13 protein-coding genes are annotated in these 15272 nt (G+C 69.4%); 9 read left to right on the forward strand and 4 right to left on the reverse strand.

All coding sequences use genetic code 11. The features are described 5' to 3' along the window. Positions 1 to 130: 130 nt before the first annotated feature. Positions 131 to 1108, reverse strand: a complete 978-nt coding sequence (locus IEY93_RS17105; protein WP_203968628.1) for an endonuclease/exonuclease/phosphatase family protein — start codon at positions 1106 to 1108, stop codon at positions 131 to 133. Positions 1109 to 1148: 40 nt separating this feature from the next. Then, positions 1149 to 1757, reverse strand: a complete 609-nt coding sequence (locus IEY93_RS17110; RefSeq protein WP_189164072.1) for an ATP-binding protein — start codon at positions 1755 to 1757, stop codon at positions 1149 to 1151. Positions 1758 to 2015: 258 nt separating this feature from the next. Here IEY93_RS17110 and IEY93_RS17115 point away from each other — a divergent pair, with 258 nt between their 5' ends. Further along, positions 2016 to 3392, forward strand: coding sequence for a helix-turn-helix domain-containing protein (locus tag IEY93_RS17115; RefSeq protein WP_268241562.1), 1377 nt, complete (start codon positions 2016 to 2018; stop codon positions 3390 to 3392). A gap of 24 nt (positions 3393 to 3416) precedes the next feature. Here IEY93_RS17115 and IEY93_RS17120 read toward each other — a convergent pair whose 3' ends face one another. Beyond that, positions 3417 to 3641 (reverse strand): 2TM domain-containing protein, encoded by a 225-nt coding sequence (locus tag IEY93_RS17120; protein ID WP_189164074.1) that lies wholly within the window; start codon positions 3639 to 3641, stop codon positions 3417 to 3419. A gap of 125 nt (positions 3642 to 3766) precedes the next feature. Here IEY93_RS17120 and IEY93_RS17125 point away from each other — a divergent pair, with 125 nt between their 5' ends. From IEY93_RS17125 to IEY93_RS17135, 3 genes are all read left to right on the forward strand, one after another. Further along, the gene (locus IEY93_RS17125) at positions 3767 to 4564 is read left to right on the forward strand and encodes an alpha/beta fold hydrolase (RefSeq protein ID WP_189164075.1); all 798 of its coding nucleotides are present in this window, start codon (positions 3767 to 3769) and stop codon (positions 4562 to 4564) included. Between the two features lie 129 nt (positions 4565 to 4693). Further along, a complete protein-coding gene (locus tag IEY93_RS17130) occupies positions 4694 to 6337 on the forward strand; it encodes an FAD-dependent oxidoreductase (RefSeq protein WP_189164076.1) in 1644 nt (547 codons plus the stop codon). A gap of 118 nt (positions 6338 to 6455) precedes the next feature. Beyond that, positions 6456 to 6818 carry a spore germination protein GerW family protein gene (locus IEY93_RS17135; RefSeq protein WP_189164077.1) on the forward strand — a complete coding sequence of 121 codons (363 nt, stop codon included), beginning with the start codon at positions 6456 to 6458 and terminating at the stop codon, positions 6816 to 6818. A gap of 388 nt (positions 6819 to 7206) precedes the next feature. Here IEY93_RS17135 and IEY93_RS17140 read toward each other — a convergent pair whose 3' ends face one another. Further along, positions 7207 to 7824, reverse strand: coding sequence for a hypothetical protein (locus IEY93_RS17140; RefSeq protein ID WP_189164078.1), 618 nt, complete (start codon positions 7822 to 7824; stop codon positions 7207 to 7209). Positions 7825 to 8171: 347 nt separating this feature from the next. On the opposite strand from IEY93_RS17140, the gene IEY93_RS17145 reads away from it, so the two are divergent. The 5 genes from IEY93_RS17145 to mads5 all read left to right on the forward strand — a co-directional run bounded on the left by IEY93_RS17145 (position 8172) and on the right by mads5 (position 15271). Then, positions 8172 to 9548 (forward strand): helix-turn-helix domain-containing protein, encoded by a 1377-nt coding sequence (locus tag IEY93_RS17145; protein WP_268241560.1) that lies wholly within the window; start codon positions 8172 to 8174, stop codon positions 9546 to 9548. Between the two features lie 323 nt (positions 9549 to 9871). Next, a complete protein-coding gene (gene mads2 / locus IEY93_RS17150; RefSeq protein WP_189164080.1) occupies positions 9872 to 11959 on the forward strand; it encodes a methylation-associated defense system DNA methyltransferase MAD2 in 2088 nt (695 codons plus the stop codon). Then, on the forward strand, positions 11956 to 13248 hold the full coding sequence (gene mads3 / locus IEY93_RS17155) for a methylation-associated defense system AAA family ATPase MAD3 (protein WP_189164081.1): 1293 nt from the start codon (positions 11956 to 11958) through the stop codon (positions 13246 to 13248). Before mads2 ends, mads3 begins: the two co-directional genes overlap by 4 nt. Continuing rightward, on the forward strand, positions 13245 to 13868 hold the full coding sequence (mads4, locus tag IEY93_RS17160; RefSeq protein WP_189164082.1) for a methylation-associated defense system protein MAD4: 624 nt from the start codon (positions 13245 to 13247) through the stop codon (positions 13866 to 13868). Before mads3 ends, mads4 begins: the two co-directional genes overlap by 4 nt. After that, a complete protein-coding gene (gene mads5 / locus IEY93_RS17165) occupies positions 13865 to 15271 on the forward strand; it encodes a methylation-associated defense system restriction endonuclease subunit S MAD5 (protein ID WP_189164083.1) in 1407 nt (468 codons plus the stop codon). Before mads4 ends, mads5 begins: the two co-directional genes overlap by 4 nt. Position 15272 lies beyond the last annotated feature (1 nt).

The following is a 15272-nucleotide window of genomic DNA, read 5'->3' on the forward strand; positions in this document are numbered from 1 at the left end:
GCCTTCACCGGCGGATCAGGCTCGCTGTTCGACATCGACACCTTCACCCTCACCCGCTGACCACCGGTCGCGGCGCCCGTTCCGGCCGGGCGCCGCGACCGGATGCGGTCCACGATGCCCCGGCAGCGCGTCACGGCAGCACCAGATGGGCGAAGAGCGTGCGGTGGTCGGTCATGGAGACCAGATGGGTGCTGTAGGCGCGGACCGCGATGCGCGGATCGGCCAGCACATGATCCAGCGTCACCCCAGGGATCGGCTTCCACCCCTTGGCCGGCCAGGTCGGCGCCAGCCCCTGCCCGGTGACGTCGGCGGCGTCGCGGTACCCCGTGCCGAGCAGGCGCCGCAACGCCCCGTGGTCCAGCGTGGCGTTGAAGTCACCGGCGAGGACGCGCAGCACGCCCCGGGGTTCGGCGGCCGGCAGCGCGCGCAGGCCCTGCGCCCAGCACCAGACCTTGTAGTCGAAGCGCGGCGCGCACGGATGCACCGACGCCACGTACACCTCCGGCCCGCCGGGCACCTCGACGACGGCCTCGGCCTGCCGGAAGTTGCCGTACTCGATGACGGACCCGGCGCGCAGCGGGAACCGCGCGTAGATGCCCGACCCCCACGGCCCCTTCGCCGGCTTCGTCGCCCGGTGGGGCAGCAGCTCGTCCAGCCCCGCCTTCTTCAGGCTCGCGACCGCATCGGGGGTCAGCTCCTGAATCGTCAGCACGTCCGGGTTCAACCGCCGGACGAGGCCGGCGATCTCTCCTGCCGGGGCCGCGCCCACCGCCAGGTTGGTGGACATGACCCGCAGCTCCGGCCCGGCCGCCGCAGGGTTGCCCTCGGCGAGCGCCCTGGGCAGCACGCCCGCCGCGAGTACCGCCACCACCAGCGCGCCCGCCGCCGCCACCGGCCACCGCCGCATCAGCAGGGCGGCCACCGGCACCACCGGCGAAGCGGCGGCGACAAGCGGGGTGAAGGCCACGAGCTGGATCCAGTACAGGCCGAGGTCCCACCCCGTCAGCCGGAGCCCGGCCCACCCCGCGAACGGCAGGAGCAGCACCCATAAGAGCACGCTCACCCAGCGCCACCGCCGTCGCCGCCCGGCGTCAGAGTCGTTCCGCACCCGGCGATCATCCCAGCGGTTCGGCTCCGCCGGACCCGGATCACAGCAGAAGCCGGGCCCGGTGGCGGGCCAGGTGGAGGAGCGGCGGGCAGGTGACGCGCAGGCCTGAGGGCGTGGGCAGGGCGAAGGCGACGGCCTTGGCCGGTACGCCGGTGGTGAAGGCCGTCGTCCGGTAGGCGTGGCAGTGGCCGCCGGAGAGCTCGCGCACCAGAAGCAGGCCCCGGCCGTTCTCGGCGAACAGGTCGAGGACGGTCTGCTCGCGCGGACGGTTGAGGATCGCCGGGATCCACCGCAGGTCCGGGTCGCCGTCCACGACCTCGCACCAGGTGGGCACGCCACTCAGGCTGAAGATCCGCACCTCGAACGGCGGCCGGCCGTGCCGCTCACAGTTGGAGGCCAGTTCGGCCACGGCCAGCTCGGCGTCGGTCACCGCGTCGGCGGACACCGCCGCGTCCCGCAGGACCTCGCGCACCAGGGCACGGGCGCGGCGCGACGCCGAGCCGGGCACCAGCGCCGCGGCCAGCATGCTGACATCGGCGTAGGACTCCTGCGGCGTTCCCGCTTCGGTGGCGCCACCCTGGCGGGGCAGCGGCGGGTGCCCGGAGGGGTCGCCGGGTGTGCTCGCCGGACGGTGGGGGGTCGGCCGCATGCGCGTGTCTCCTTGCTCTCGATGAACGTGATGAGCAGGAGACGACGCCGGACGCCGTCAGGACAGGTCCCGAGCCCGGCATGACGGCCCACTTCGCCGATCACCCGGCTCTGGACGCCTTCCCGTACCGGCCGGGCGGTGCACGCCGCCGGCCGGTCGTTTTCCCGTCGTTTCGTGCGGTCGCCCCGACAACGGCGTCAACCCTCTTGACAATCGGTGATCGGTCGATGACTCATTGTGTCGGAGGTGGTGCGGGGCATGGGCGGTGCGCGGCGTGGGGCGGGGCGGCCGGAGCTGGCGCGGGCGCGTAAGCGGCTGGGGTTGAGCCAGGACGAGATCGCGGAGGCGTTGTGGGTGTCGCCGACGACGTGGGGCCGGTGGGAGCGGGGCCGTCAGGAGATCCGGCCGGTGTACCGGGCGCGGATGGCCGAAGTGTTCGGTGTGGACCCGGCCGAGGTCGAACGCTGGATCGAGGGCGCCGAACCGGTCGATACGCAAGCCTGGCTTCTCACGGACTTCAGCGACCTCTCCCTCGCGGCTACCGTCGATCGGGCCGGACGATTGTGGAGGTGCGACATGAATCCGGAACGACGTCATCTGCTGGCGGCACTTCCATTCGTGCCCGCTGCCCTGGGAAGTTGGCTGTCGGCATGGAGTTACGGCGCTCCGGTCGAATCAGTGGCGCACCGGGGCCCTGGGCCGTCCGTCGGTATGCCCGACGTACGGCGGATCACGGAGGCCCGGGAGGCGTTCGGGCAGATGGACCGCCAGTTCGGTGCGGGATTGGTACGGCCCGCAGTGGTGGACTACCTGGACACCACCGTTGCGCCGCTCCTTCGCGGTCGCTACGACGACAAGGTGGGGGCCGATTTGATGACGGCCGCCGCGGCGATGACTCAACTGGCCGGCTGGACCGCGTTCGACCTGGACCTTCACGGACAAGCGCAGCAGTACTTCGGTCAGGCGCTCAAGCTGGCGAAGATGGGCAACGACGCTCTGACGGGCGCCCGGATCCTTGCCACCATGACGCATCAAGCACTCCACTTGGAGCAGCCCGAGCAAGCGGTCTGGCTGGCCAGAGCGGCGGTGGACAGTGCCCGGCGGGTGCAGGCACCACCCCGGGTGATGGCCATGTTGCTCGTCGACGAAGCACGGGCCGTGGCCTCCCAGGCCAAGCCCGGCGAGACCGGAGACGCGCACAATGCCAAGCGAGTCGAACGGTTGCTGGGCGAGGCGGAACGCGAGTACGCCCGGGGGAGCACGGATCGGGACCCGGTCTGGATCGCGTGGCAGGACGCGCCGGAACTCACGGCGAGGATGAGCAAGTGCTGGAAGCTGCTCGGGGACCACAAGCGGGCGGCGGACTGCGCGGAGTCGGCGGTGCGCGAGTTCATCGGCAAGCGTCCGAGGGCCGCGCAGCTCAACAAGATGAGCGCCGCTGAGGCGTATCTCGGCATGGGTGAGGTGGAACAGGCCGTCGATTCGGCGCGGGCCGCCATCCCGCTGGCGAGTTCGCTGACGTCCGTACGCTCGGTCGAGCGCATCCGGAAGTTCTCCGATCGCCTTGAGCCTTACGCCGCCACCGTCCAGGTCAAGGAGTTCCGCGCCTACCTGAACGCCGAACTCGCCTCCTGAGCCGGCGCCGCAGGTGCCGGCCGATCAGTAGGTTCGGTGGCCGGTGTTCGACCTGGGCGCCGTGCGCACACCCCAGTAGTGGAAGACCAGCCCGATGCCCCAGAAGACGATCGACCACAGGGGCCAGAAGAAGTGTTCCTGGTCGACGGCCCACCACACCACGATCTGGGCCAGATTGGCCAGGACATAAAAGAGCAGGTGGAGCCGCAGGCCCCATATCTTGGCGCTTTCGCTGATCGCCTTGTTCATGCCCGCACGCTAATTCGGCGTACTGGATGACGACGGAACCGCCGGTTCAGTGGCCGTCAAGTGCCCGGGACCTACATTGAGCCGCGAACGAGGTGCTTGCTCATCACGCATTGAAAGGCTCACATATGACGACGACTCGCCGTGCGGTGCTGGCCGGATCCGCCGCGGTCACGGCCGGCGCCCTGCTGGGAACGTCCGAGGCGCAGGCCCAGTCCCGGCCGGAGACCAAGTCCAAGCCCACCGTGGTGCTCGTACACGGCGCCTTCGCCGACGCCTCCGGCTGGAACGACGTCGCCGCCCGGCTCATCCGCGACGGCTACCCGGTCATCGCCCCGGCGAACCCGTTGCGCAGCGTGACCACCGACTCCGCCTACCTGGCCTCCGTCCTCGCCACCCTCAGCGGCCCGATCGTCCTCGCCGCGCACTCCTACGGCGGGATCGTCGTCACCAACGCCGCGGCCGGCAACCCGAACGTGAAGGCACTGGTGTACGTGGCCGCGTTCGCCCCCGACGAGGGCGAGTCGCTGCTGCAACTGCAGACGAAGTTCCCGGGGAGCAAGCTGAGCGAGGCGGCGCTGGACTTCCGTCCCTACGGAGAGGGCCTCGTCGACGGATACATCAAGAAGGAGTTCTTCCACGACGTCTTCGCCGGCGACGTGCCGAAGACGGTCACCGGCCTGATGCAGGCCGGCCAGCGACCCGCCGACACGCGCACGCTCGGCGAGCCGTCCGGCGCCCCGGCGTGGAAGACCATTCCGTCCTATTACCTCGTCGCCAAGAACGACCAGGTGCTTCCCGCCGCGGCGCAGCGGTTCATGGCGAAGCGGGCCGGGGCACAGGTGTGCGAGGTCGCCGCCTCGCACGTCGCGATGATCTCCCAGCCCGCCGCGGCGGCCGACCTCATCAAGCGCGCCGCGCGCTGACGCCGCCCGGCGGGACGGCGACGCCCATCGCCGTCCCGCCGGCCGCCGTACGCCTGGCACTCGGGCCCGGTGAGCGCCGTCGTCGGCGCCCGGCGCGCCCGATCCTGATTCGGTCTTCCAGGGGATGACATGACGCATGAGCCCGATCCCGCCGCCCGTGGCGGAGCGCGGCGGGGGCCGGTCCTGGACGAGGAGCAGTTCCGCCGGCTCGCCGGCTACGGAGAGGCGGAGTACGCCGAGGCCGGGCGGGACCTGTTCACCTCGGGCGACGACTCCTACGACTTCTTCCTGCTCCAGACGGCGACGGTAAACATCGTCCGGGACGCGACGGCGATCGAGCCGGAGCGGCTGATCTACCAGGGCGGCCCGGGGGACTTCCTGGGCGAGCTCAACCTGCTCACCGGTCAGCACGTCTACCTGACCGCCCGGGTGGTGTCCGCCGGGACGGTCGTGCGCATCGGAGCGGCCGCGTTGCGGCGGGCCCTCGCCGAGCAGGACGACATCGCCGCCGTGCTCGTCGCGGCGTTCCAGGAACGGCGCGAGGTCATCCGCTCGGCCGCCGGCGGAGCTCTGGAGATCGTCGCCCGGCCGGACACCGCCGAGAGCCTGGAACTGCGCGGCTACGTGACGCAGTTGCTCCTGCCGCACACCTGGCGAAGCGCGAGCTCGCCTCCCGGGCGCTCGCTGATGGAATCGGCCGGGCTGACGGCGGACGACCTTCCGGCCGCGGTCGCCGGCGGTGCGGTGCTGCGGCGCGTGACCCCGGTGACGCTCGCGGAGGCACTCGGCCTCACCTACCGATCCGGCGCGGACCCGGTGGACCTCGTCGTCGTCGGCGCCGGTCCGGCGGGCCTGGCCGCCGCCGTGTACGGGGCGTCCGAAGGGCTGGTCACCGTGCTGCTGGACCGCGGCGGGATCGGCGGCCAGGCCGCCAAGAGCGCCCGCATCGAAAACTACCTCGGCTTTCCCGACGGGGTCAGCGGCGTCGACCTGACCCGGCTGGCCATGGTCCAGGCGCTCAAGTTCGGCGTGCGGATCCACGCCCCGTGCACGGTGGCGGGCCTCGATCTGTCCGACGGGCGGCGGCCGGCCGTGCTGCTGGAGGACGGAGCCCGCATCGAGTGCCGCGCGGTGATCGCCGCCACCGGGGCCCAGTACCGGCGGCTGGACATTCCCGGCTGGGCGAGGTTCGAGCGGTCCGGCTGCATCCGGTACGCGGCCACCGAGTCGGACGTCCGAGGCTACGAGCGGCAGCCGGTGACCGTCATCGGCGGCGCCAACTCGGCCGGGCAGGCGGCGCTGTCCCTCGCCGCCCACGGCGCGACGGTGGACGTGGTCCTCCGCGGCGACGACCTCGACGCCGGCATGTCGTCCTACCTGGCCGACCGGATCCGCGCCCATTCCCGGATCCGGGTGCGCACCGGCAGCACGGTCCGCGAACTGGCCGGCGACGACACCCTCACGTCGATCGTCGTCGAACGGCCGGGGGAGCGGCCGCAGCGGCTGGACAGCCGTGCGCTGTTCTGCTTCGTCGGCGCCGACCCGGTGTCGGGCTGGCTGGACGGCGTGGCCAAGGCCGGCGACGGCTTCGTCCTCACCGATGTCCGGCTGCCCGCCGGCTCGTCCGGCGCGGCCCTGCCGTTCCAGACGAGCGCCGCCCGGGTCTTCGCGGTCGGCGACCTGCGCTCGGGCTCGACCAAACGCGTGGCCACGGCCGTCGGCGACGGCGCGAGCGCGGTGTCGTCCGTCCACGCGGCGCTCGCGGCGGACTGACGCGGCCGGGAGAGGCCACCCAAGACGGCACTTCGCCGATCACCTCGCCGATGCCGCGACCGGATACTAGGACAGTGCCGGCGGTACGGCCGGCGACCGCCGCACCAGGAGGGCGAACATGAACGTCGCGGAGATACTCGACAAAGTGCGGGACGCCACCACCGTCCGGCGGGCCTACGGTGATCCGATCGTCTGTGACGGGGTGACGGTCATTCCCGCGGCCCGGGTCGGCGGGGGAGGCGGAGGCGGCGGCGGTCACCTCGACGGCCACCCGGACGGCGAGGGCGCGGGCAGCGAGGGCTCCGGCGGCGGCTTCGGTGTGGGCATCACGCCGACCGGCGTGTTCGTCATCAAGGACGGCACCGTCCGCTGGCACCCGGCGATCGACTACAACCGGATCATTCTGGGCGGCCAGGTCATCGCCGTCGTCGCGCTGCTCACCATAGGCGCCATAGCCCGCCACCGCGCCCGGAAGTCGTGATCTGACCCGCCAGAACGCGGGCCGTGCCCGCCGCGAGTTCCCCGGTACGACTCCATGAACAGAGGCGCCTGGGCCTCGGCGCGATCCGGTGGACGGGCGCCCCCGGAACACGACCGAGCGGGCCGGGGACACCGGCTTGCCGAACGCCCTGGCGCGGTCGGCGACGCGGGCGCGGAGCTTGGTGCAGCCGGGGCCGTCGGTCGGTTGAACCTCGGTCGTGACCGCGCGTTCCTGCGCCGGTCCGGGACGCCGGGTGGTCGTTTTCCTGGCGTTCGGGCACCGAGCCGGTCGATAGGCAAGCCTGGCTTCTCACGGACTTCAGCGACATGTCGCTCGCGCTCTGGTGCGCCTGCCATTCCGCGAGTCCGGAAGATGGTCTCCGCTCCGCTCACGGAGATTTCGCGGCTGTCGCAGGGCGCGGACGGCGCTCCACGAGAAGGAAGCGGATCATGACGAAGCAAACAGTCGCGGCGGCGGCCGTCCATACGACCGCCTGTCCGATGTCCCTGATCACCTCGTTCTTGCCAGGCGGAAGCACGACCATCTGGACGGCGGCACCGACCGGTACGGTCAATCTCGCCAGCAGACCGACCGCACCGGGCCGCCTGGCGCATGCTCCGATGGCTCCCAGCGGCACTCCGAGGACGATGGCGGCGACCCACCACACGAGGGGTTCGGACTCGTACCAGGGGGAGGAGGCACCGCTGCGGATGACGTCCACGATGCTGTAGGCGGCCACGGCCGCGAGCAGTGCCAACGCTCCGGCGGCTGCGCCTTGCGCCAGTGCGACAGGCCGCCGATCCTCGGCACGTGTGACCAGCCACCCCACGGCCACGCCCAGGCCTGCCCAAGCCCAGCCGGAGTCGAGCAGGACGCTCATGATCTCCGCGAGTGTCCATCCGCTGGTGGTGTACGCACGGCTTTCCAGGTCGGCGAAGCCGAGGGCGATGCCGTTGGCCAGGGAGGTCACCGCACCGAATCCGGCGCCCACTAACAGAGAGGTCACAACGATCTTCATGGGCCGGGCCATTTATGAACGCGTTTCACGTCGACGGCCATGCCGCTGATCGTCAGTCATGGGTCTGTTCTACCGCACGATCACGAGCGGCCTTCACGTGTCCCCTCGGGTGTCTGTGTCAGGTCAGCGTGGCGACGGGGGAAGAGGCCGTTCGGACCCTGGGCGCGACCGAGCGTGCCCGGCGAACCTCGGTTGTGACCCGGCGTTCCTGCGCCGTTCCGGGACGCCGGGTGGTCGTTTTCCTGGCGTTCGTGACGATGGGAGGGCCGGGCGGACCACTCGCCTTGACAATGGGTCATCACATGGTGACTCCTTGTGTCGGAGGTGGTGTGGGTATGGGTGGTGCGCGGCGTGGGGCGGGGCGGCCGGAGTTGGCGCGGGCGCGTAAGCGGCTGGGGTTGAGTCAGGACGAGGTCGCGGAGGCGTTGTGGGTGTCGCCGACGACGTGGGGCCGGTGGGAGCGGGGTCGTCAGGAGATCCGGCCGGTGTACCGGGCGCGGATGGCCGAGGTGTTCGGTGTGGATCCGGCCGAGGTCGAACGCTGGATCGAGGGCGCCGAGCCGGTCGATACGCAAGCCTGGCTCGTTCCGGACTTCAGTGACCTGTCGCTTCCGGCTACCGTCGAGGCCGCCGGACGACTCTGGAGGTGTGACGTGGACCCCGACCGCCGTCATGTACTGGCCGCGCTGCCGTTCGTCCCGGCGGCTCTGGGGAGCTGGCTCTCGGCGTGGAGCTATGGCGCTCCGGCCGCGTCGGCGGCGCATGAGGGGTCGGGGGTGGCGGTCGGACTCGCGGATGTGCGGCGGATCGTCGAGGCGCGGCAGGTGTTCGGACAGATGGACCACCAGTTCGGCGCGGGGTTGGTGCGCCCGGCGGTGGTGGACTACCTGAACACCACTGTCGCGCCGTTGCTGCGCGGCCGTTATGACGACAAGGTCGGTGCCGGACTGATGTCGGCGGCGGCTGAGATGGCGGAGATGGCGGGCTGGACGGCCTTCGACCTGAACTTGCACGGTCAAGCGCAGCATTACTTCGGTCAGGCGCTCAGGCTCGCCAAGGCGGGAGGTGACGCGCTGACGGGTGTGCTGGTGCTGGAGAGCATGACGCATCAAGCGCTCCACTTGGGGTGGTCTGCTCAGGCTGTCTGGTTGACCCAGGCGGCGGTGGACGCGGTCGAGCGCGCCGATGCCCCGCCTCGGGTCATCGCGATGTCATTGGTGGACGGAGCATGGGCCACGGCCCTGCACACGAGGCCGGCTGAAACCGGTGATACGCACAGCGCCAAGCGGATCCAGCGGCAGCTCGCTCAGGCGGAGCGGCTGCACGCGCAGGGCAGCACCGACCGTGACCCGGCTTGGGCCACCTGGAACGACGAGCCGGAACTCATCGCCAGAATGGGCGTGTGCTGGGAACTCCTCGGCGAGCATGAGCGGGCGGCCGAGTGCGCGGAGTCGGCCGTACGCGATTTCGCGGAGAAGCGTCCACGGTCGGCACAGCTCAACCGGATCAACGCCGCCGAGGCGTATCTCAGCATGGGCGAGGTGGAACAGGCCGTCGATTCGGCGCGGGCCGCCATCCCGCTGGCGAGTTCCCTGACCTCCGTACGCTCCGTCGAACGCATCCGCACGTTCTCCGACCGCCTTGAGCCCTACGCCGCCACCATCCAGGTCAAGGAGTTCCGCGCCCACCTGAACGCCGAACTCACCTCCTGACCGGGGAGTCACCGAGTGCGCCCTACGGTGGACTCGGTGCCCGGTGGTCGCTGGTGAGTGAGCGCTTGCCGTCCCCGACGCGGTATCCCCGCAGCCGGTGTGCGGCGCCGTGCTGCATCGGTACGCGAGGCGACCGCGGTGCGCCTGGGGCGCAGACGCGCGTGGGACGGGAATGTCGGTGGCGATCGCTATGGTCGCGATCTCTGGTGGAGTCTCGCGTCCGCGTCCTCCGAGTGCCTGCCGAGTCATAGGATTCGAGGTCGCGGACGTGCTGACGGCACGGGGCGCGGCATACACGGGCACAGGAGCGAGGGGCGTCACATATGGAGCAGGTCGGCCTGGACATCGGCGAGCCCGATGAGGCCACGTCGTCCCCAGAGAGCGAGCTCGATTCGCTCGCCGAGGACGAGACCATCGACTTCATCACCGGCAAGCCGGTCAAGCTGAAGGGCGGGGAGCCCGTCCGGCAGCGCATCGCCCGCGTGCTGTTCCACGAGTACGGCATCTCCGTCGACGACATGGCACGGGACTTCCCCATCCCGGTCCAGGCGGACGGCAAGCGCCGGACCGTCAAGCGGGCCGACATCGCCGTCTTCGCGCACGGCGCCCCGAAGGTCTTGGCCAATCTGCGCCGCGTCGTGGTCTGCAAGCCAGAGCCGAAGCCCGGCAGGGCGGTCACGAAGATCCGCACGTTCAGCCAGGCCAAAGATGATCTGGAAGAGCTGGAGACCCTGCTCGGCACCGAGGCCACGCCGCTCGCCCAGTACGGAATGTGGACCAACGGCCTCGACTTCTTCTTCCTGTACAAGGAGTCGACCCGGTTCGGCGCGAAGTTCGAGCCGCGGGCCGACTGGCCAGTGGCGGACGAGACGGTGGGCAGCGGAACGGTCGCCTCGGTCGCCCGGCTTCGGCGCGGCGAGGCCGCCATGCTCAAGACCGCGTTCCGCCGGTGCCACAACTACATCCACGGCAACGAAGGGCTGCCCAAGGACGCCGCGTTCTGGCAGTTCCTCTATCTGCTGTTCACGAAGATGCACGACGAGCGCATGAGCCGCAGGCACCGCCGGCCGCCCGAGTTCTACGCGCTACCGGGCGAGCCCTTCAACGAGGAGGGCCGTAAGGCCATCGAGGGCCGGGTGCTCGCGCTGTTCAACGAAGTGAAGCGGGAATACCCGCTCTTCGGCGCCCGAGACGAGATCACCTTGTCCCCGCGGGCGCTGGCGTTCATCGTGGGCGAGCTCGCGCCCTACGACCTGACCGGCACGGACATGGACGTCAAGGGCATCGCCTACCAGGAGCTGGTCGGCACCAACCTGCGGGGCGACCGGGGTCAGTACTTCACCCCGAGGAGCGCTGTCTCCCTCATGGTGGAGATCCTCGACCCGCAGGAACACGAAAAGGTGCTCGACCCGGCGTGCGGGACCGGCGGCTTCCTGCGCGAGACGCTGTGGCACCTGCTCAACAAGTGGCGTGGTGAGGAGAAGACGCTCGGGCTGCCCGACACCGAGGAACAACTGGCCGACCACCAGGACCGGCTGGCCGCCTACGCGGAGAAGAACCTGTTCGGCGCCGACTTCGATCCGTTCCTGGTCCGCGCCACGAAGATGAGCATCATGACGCTCACCGGCGGCGAGGGAAACGTCTACAACATGGACTCCCTGGCCTTTCCCGGGGGCCATCTGCCCGGTCTGGCGGAGGCGAAGAAGCGCATCCCGTTCGGTGGCGTCGACGTGCTCCTCGCCAACCCGCCCTTCGGCACCGACATCAAGATCGAGGATAAGGAGATCCTCGATCAGTACCGGGACGGCGTCGCCCAGTCGTGGTCGCGTGACCGGGAAACCGGCCTTGTGGTGGCCGGCGACAACCCCGTGCTGGCGATGGCCCCCGAGCAGCTCTTCATCCAGCGCGCGGTCCAGTGGGTGCGCGAGGGCGGACGCATCGGCATCGTCCTGCCGAACGGCATCCTGTCCAACCCCGGCCCCACCGACGAGGCCATCCGGCGGTGGATCCTGGAGCACTGCTGGGTGCTGGCCAGCGTCGAGCTGCCGGTGGAGACGTTCGTCGCCGAGGCGAACGTCAACATCCTGACCACCCTGCTCTTCCTGAAGAAGAAGACCGGGCAGGAGAGGATGGCCGCGACCATGGGGGCACAGCAGGACTACCCGGTCTTCATGGCCATCGCGGAGAAGGTCGGTGTCGACCGCCGCAACAACCCGGTCTACAAGCGCCAGCCCGACGGCGAGGTCATCCTCGAAGAGCAGGAGGAGCGCGAGCGCATCCGGATCAACGGGGAGAACGTCGTGCGCACGCTCGTCCGCAAGCGCAAGGCCATCGACAACGACCTCCCCGAGATCGCCAAGGCGTACAAGCGGTTCCGTGAGAAGCACGGAGAGCCTGGGGTCACCAAGTGATCACCCGGATCGAGGCGTACGGGTACCGCTGCTTCCCCAGACTGAGCATCGACCTCGATCGCTATCACGTGCTGGCCGGTGCCAACGGGGCGGGGAAGACGACACTGCTCGACATCCCGGTCCTGCTCGGCGACCTGCTGCGCCAGCAGCGCGCGGTCGGGGCCTTCCTTGAGCGTCAGGGCGAGGGCAAGCCCGCCAGAGCCGGCAGCCTGCTGGAGTTGCTCCACAAGGGCAAGGGGGAGGCGATCGCGTTCGCGATCGAGGCACGGCTTCCGGATCATGTCGTGGAGGTGCTGTCCGACACCACCTTCGCCGAACTCACCCAGCGCGTGCCGACGCATCTGCGCTACGAGGTGCGCCTGGAGGTCGGCCCGCGCACGCTCAACGTCGCAGACGAATACCTCTTCCTCTTCTCCGACCAGGGCCCGCGTCCGCAGCCCGGCGCCTTCCCCCAGGGCATCACCACTAGCGGCACCACACTGCGGCACCCGGAGTGGCAGCCGGTCATCTTGCGCGAGGGGCGGGCACCGACCCGTTTCGTGCACGAGACGACCACGCAGGAGAGTGATCTGCCGCCACTACGCGTCCCGTCGGCGCAGCTCGCCCTGAGCACGGTTCCCGCCGATCCCACGCTGTTCCCCGCCGCGCTGTGGTTCGCCCAACTGCTGCGCGAGGGCGTGGTGTTCTTCGATCCCGACTGGGACCTCCTGCGCCGCCCTGCGCCGCCCGGCTACGCCACGCGTCTGATGACCTCCGGGATGAACACCCCCTGGCTGGCCATGGACCTGCACGAGAGGGCCCCCGGCCGCTTCGCCTCGTGGGTCGACCATGTTCGTACCGCGCTCCCGCAGATCAATGCCATCGACGTGATCGAGCGCGACGAGGACCACCACGCCTACTTCGCCGTCGAGTACGCCGGCGGTTACCGGGTCACCTCATCAGGGTTGTCCGAGGGGACCCTGCGCATCCTCGTGCTGACCCTGCTCCCTTACCTGGAGGACGAGACGCTCCCCACGCTGCTGGTCACCGAGGAGCCGGAGAACGGCATCCATCCCCGGGCCATCGAGACCGTCGTCGAGTCGCTCGGCGCGCTCTACGAGTCGCAGGTCTGGGTTTCGACCCACTCGCCCATCGTGCTCGCGCACACGGAGCTCACCGACGTGCTCGCCGCCCGGCTCGACGGGGACGGCGGCGTGGAGGTGATCCCCGGCGATCGGCATCCCCGGCTCCGCGACTGGCAGGGCTCGATCGACATCGGAACGCTGTTCGCCGCCGGAGTGCTGTCGTGACCAAACGAGACGTCGTCTTCCTGGTCGCCGACGCCGGAATGGAGCAGATGCTGCGCGGCTTCCTCGGCCGCCCCCAGGTGCACCGGAGCGTGCGGTGCGGTCCCTTCGCGTTCGACCCTCGCGAAGACCTCTTCGTGGCCCCCACCAAGGACCCGGGGGTGTACAACACCGCGCGTGAGCTGTTAAGGCCCTTCGAGACACTGCACCGGCGCGCGGTCGTGATGCTGGACGCCGCCTGGGACGGCAGCCCCGGCGCGGAGGCCATCCACAAGCACATCGAGCAGTGCCTGGAAGGCGCGTGGGAGCAGTTCGCCGTCGTGGTGATCGACCCGGAGCTGGAAGCCTGGGTGTGGCAGGACAACGTCAACGTCGCTCAAGCGCTCAAGTGCACCCCCGACTTCCGCCGCGTCCTCGCCGACAGCGGGCACTGGCCGCACGACCGGCTGAAGCCGCCCGACCCCAAGGCGGCGCTCGAACACCTGCGGCGCCGCCACAAGGCCGACGGCTCCAAGGCCGCCTTCCGCCGTCTCGCCGAGAAGGTGTCGGTGCGCCACTGTCAGGACCCCGCCTTCAACCACCTGTGCCAGCACCTGCGCGCCTGGTTCCCGGAGAACTCGTGAAGCTGACCGACCTCGACAACCCCGTCCGCGCCAGCTGGCTGGCCGACCAGAGCTTCCGCCTCGACCCCGGTCCTTACATCTCCGACTCCTACGCGGCTCGCATGTTCTTGAAACGAGTGCCACGGACGGAGCCCCTGGGGGAGGTCACCGAGGGAATCTTCAACGCCGGCAGGTTCAAGAGGCACTACACCACCGACCCCGGTCACGGTGTTCCGTTCCTCTCCAGTGCGGATATCTTCCAAGCCGACCTGTCCTCTCTCGCGATGATCACCAAGAAGTCGTTCCAGGCAATGCCCAATCTCGCGCTCAAGCCTGGCTGGACGCTGATCACGTGTTCGGGAATGACGGCAGGTCGCGTCACCTATGCGCGCCTCGACATGGATGGGTATGCGTGCAGCCAGGACGTGCTCAGAGTGGTTCCCGACGTGGAGAAGATTCCTGCAGGATATCTATACACGTTTCTTGCCAGCCCGTTCGGCGTCTCGATGATCAAGGGAGGGATCTACGGGACGAGCGTCAAGCATATTGAGCCCTCGCATATCGTGGACCTTCCTGTTCCCCGGATCGACTCCCAGATCGAGCAACAGATCGATGTGCTGATACAGGAGGCGATGCTGCTGCGGTCCCGGTTCCAGGCCGGGATCACTGACGCCACCAACGACCTGCTCAAGAGTGCCGGCCTCTCCGAGCTCATCGACTTCAACTGGCACAACGAGCCCCGCGACCTGGACTTCTCCGTCTCCGGCCTCACCTCTACATCGCTACGAGCACTCAACTACTCTCCCCGGGCTCAGCGTCTCATCGATGCTCTCCGCTCAGTTCCACACAGAACTCTTGGGGAAGTTTGCGGTGGCGGCTACCTCGGTTCGGGAACCCGGTTCAAGAGGATCGACAGTGATTCCAGATATGGAGTGAAGCTGGTCGGTCAGAGGCAGGGATTCTGGTTGCGCCCCGAGGGGCGGTGGATCAATCCTAACCATTCCCCTCTAGGGATATTTGCCGCCGATGAGTCCGTTCTGATCGCGGCCCAGGGCACCCTTGGCGATAGTGAAGTATTTTGTCGAGCGATATACGTTACCGGTGAATGGCTGAAGAACGCTTACACGCAACACTTCCTTCGGGTCGTTTCTGGAGCCGTGGATTTTCCGGGTGCTTATCTTTTTGCCTTCCTGCGTTCGGAGGCGGCCTTTAGGGTGATGCGCTCGATGAGCGTTGGCGGGAAGCAGCAGGATCTGCACGTAGGCTTGCGGGCCCAGATTCCCGTGCCCGAGTGCACGCTCGCCGATCGGGAGCGGATCGCGGGGACGGTGCGGCAGGCGTATCGGTGGCGGGATGAGGCCGATTTGAAGGAGGATCGGGCTCTTGCTCTTCTCGATGAGGCGATAAGAGAGGCGGCGCGGTAGC

Source organism: Sphaerisporangium melleum, from assembly GCF_014646695.1.
In the GTDB taxonomy this organism is placed as follows: Bacteria; Actinomycetota; Actinomycetes; order Streptosporangiales; family Streptosporangiaceae; genus Sphaerisporangium; species Sphaerisporangium melleum.

Excerpts from the sequence above, each read along its gene's own strand:
- IEY93_RS17130 (WP_189164076.1), top strand. The coding sequence starts at position 4,694 with ATGACGCATGAGCCCGATCCCGCCGCCCGTGGCGGAGCGCGGCGGGGG.
- IEY93_RS17115 (WP_268241562.1), top strand. The coding sequence starts at position 2,016 with ATGGGCGGTGCGCGGCGTGGGGCGGGGCGGCCGGAGCTGGCGCGGGCG.
- IEY93_RS17110 (WP_189164072.1), bottom strand. The coding sequence starts at position 1,757 with ATGCGGCCGACCCCCCACCGTCCGGCGAGCACACCCGGCGACCCCTCC.
- IEY93_RS17120 (WP_189164074.1), bottom strand. The coding sequence starts at position 3,641 with ATGAACAAGGCGATCAGCGAAAGCGCCAAGATATGGGGCCTGCGGCTC.
- mads2 (WP_189164080.1), top strand. The coding sequence starts at position 9,872 with ATGGAGCAGGTCGGCCTGGACATCGGCGAGCCCGATGAGGCCACGTCG.
- IEY93_RS17125 (WP_189164075.1), top strand. The coding sequence starts at position 3,767 with ATGACGACGACTCGCCGTGCGGTGCTGGCCGGATCCGCCGCGGTCACG.
- IEY93_RS17145 (WP_268241560.1), top strand. The coding sequence starts at position 8,172 with ATGGGTGGTGCGCGGCGTGGGGCGGGGCGGCCGGAGTTGGCGCGGGCG.
- IEY93_RS17135 (WP_189164077.1), top strand. The coding sequence starts at position 6,456 with ATGAACGTCGCGGAGATACTCGACAAAGTGCGGGACGCCACCACCGTC.